The following is a 1,618-nucleotide window of genomic DNA, read 5'->3' as shown; positions in this document are numbered from 1 at the left end:
CAGGCCGGCGAGGGCGGTGACGGTGAGCGCGCCGGTCGACCCGAAGATCGTGTACCGGCTCGCCATGTCGACCCCGGCCAGCGTGGTCACGGTCCAGCCGAGGGCCCAGAGCGGAGGGACGAGCAGGGCCCACGCCGCCCGGTACCGCGGGCCCGCCGGGAACGCGAGCGCCTGGGCGAGGCCGAGCGGCACCCCGGTGAGCAGGCCCATGAGCGCGAGGTCGGGGAGGGAGGTCCGGTAGCCGACGACGGCGGCGCCGAGAGCCGGCCCCGCGCCCATGCCGACGGTCGTGGCGGGGACCCAGCGGGCGGGTCGGAGCGTGCCGAGGCTCGCGAGGCTCTGCCCGGCGCCCAGGACGAGGCCGGAGAGCGCGCCGCCGAGGGCCGCCGAGAACACGTCGTCGACCGGTCCGACCGCGCCGCCGACGATGCCCGCGAGCGGGAAGGCGAGGAAGCCGAGGGTCCAGACGCCCAGGCGTCGCCGGAGAGGTGGGGTGGGGGTGCTGGTCGTCATGGGGTCAGCGTCGATCTCCCCGCCGACGAGCCGCTGACGACGCCTGCGATGCGCTCTCCGCGGCGGCGGCTCAGCGGGTCCCGGCGGGGATGTCGACGAAGGCGGCGGTGTCGTAGTAGGTCCGCAGGCCGGTGATCCGGTCCTCGCCCAGGGACAGGAACGTGGAGCCCTGGTACCGGAACGGGCGGCCGTCGGGGCGGGTGCCGGTGCTCTCCCACTCCAGCGCGGCCTCGCCCTCGGTCTCGACCGCGTTGCTGAACGTGGTGCTGACGTCGCCGAACTGGTCGCGGTACTGGGTCCAGAAGGTCCGGGCGTCGCCGCGCCGCGTGCCCTCGCCGTCGAGCCGGAACAGCTCGGCGTCCTCGGTGAACAGCGCGGCCAGGCCCTCGACGTCGGAGTCCTGCTCGGCGCCACGCAGGGCGGAGACGAAGGTGCGGGTGAGGTCGTTGCTGATGTCGTTGTCCTCCATGGGGGAGGCGTACCCGGGGTGCGGCGCGTGAACCCGGCCCGGCCGGCCGCGCCGCTGGTCCCCGGCTCCGCGGGCGTCGCGGTCCGGGCTTCCTCACCGACGTCACCGGTTAGCGCCGGGCCGGGCCGGGTATCAAGCGCCGCGCGGTGATCACGCACTCGGGAGGCACTGTGACCGATCAGGAGCTGGACCCCAAGGACGCGGGCGACCCCCAGTCCCCGACCCCCGGCGCGACGGACGCCCAGCGCGTCGACCTGCCCGCCCCGCTCGTCGCGGACGACGGCACGCACTGGAAGCCGCGGGAGAAGGACGCGGCCTACGTGTCCGAGGACGCGATCGACGGCGACGTCCCGCACCGCGACGCCGGGACCGTCGCGCACTCCCACGGCGTGGTCTACGTCGACTCGGAGGCCCAGCAGGCGGGCGACGTGGTCGCGGACGACGACACCGCACCGGAGCAGCCGGACCCCGAGGACCGCTGACGGGGTCCGTTTACGTAGCGTTACACCATCCCGGCACGCCCGACACCTGAACGGGTGAACATCGACTTCGTACGGCGGAGCGATGAACCGGAGGACGCGGGATGCCCCTGTGGGCCGTGGTGGTGCTGATCGTGCTGGCCGTCCTGGCGGCGGC

The 1,618-nt window shown here is 74.8% G+C and carries 3 protein-coding genes; 1 reads left to right on the top strand and 2 read right to left on the bottom strand.

Annotated elements, in window-relative coordinates; all coding sequences use genetic code 11:
• On the bottom strand, positions 1–513 hold a 513-nt coding region (locus tag H5J29_RS31945), incomplete at its 3' end, for a hypothetical protein (protein WP_181784642.1).
• Positions 514–583: 70 nt separating this feature from the next.
• Positions 584–982, bottom strand: a complete 399-nt coding sequence (locus tag H5J29_RS31940) for a nuclear transport factor 2 family protein (protein WP_181784641.1) — start codon at positions 980–982, stop codon at positions 584–586.
• Positions 983–1,152: 170 nt separating this feature from the next.
• On the opposite strand from H5J29_RS31940, the gene H5J29_RS31935 reads away from it, so the two are divergent.
• A complete protein-coding gene (locus tag H5J29_RS31935) occupies positions 1,153–1,464 on the top strand; it encodes a hypothetical protein (RefSeq protein WP_181784640.1) in 312 nt (103 codons plus the stop codon).
• The last annotated feature ends 154 nt before the right edge of the window (positions 1,465–1,618 follow it).

It is taken from the genome of Pseudonocardia pini (assembly GCF_013870575.1).
Classification (GTDB): Bacteria; Actinomycetota; Actinomycetes; order Mycobacteriales; family Pseudonocardiaceae; genus Pseudonocardia; species Pseudonocardia pini.
This window is presented reverse-complemented; position numbering and strand designations above follow the sequence as displayed.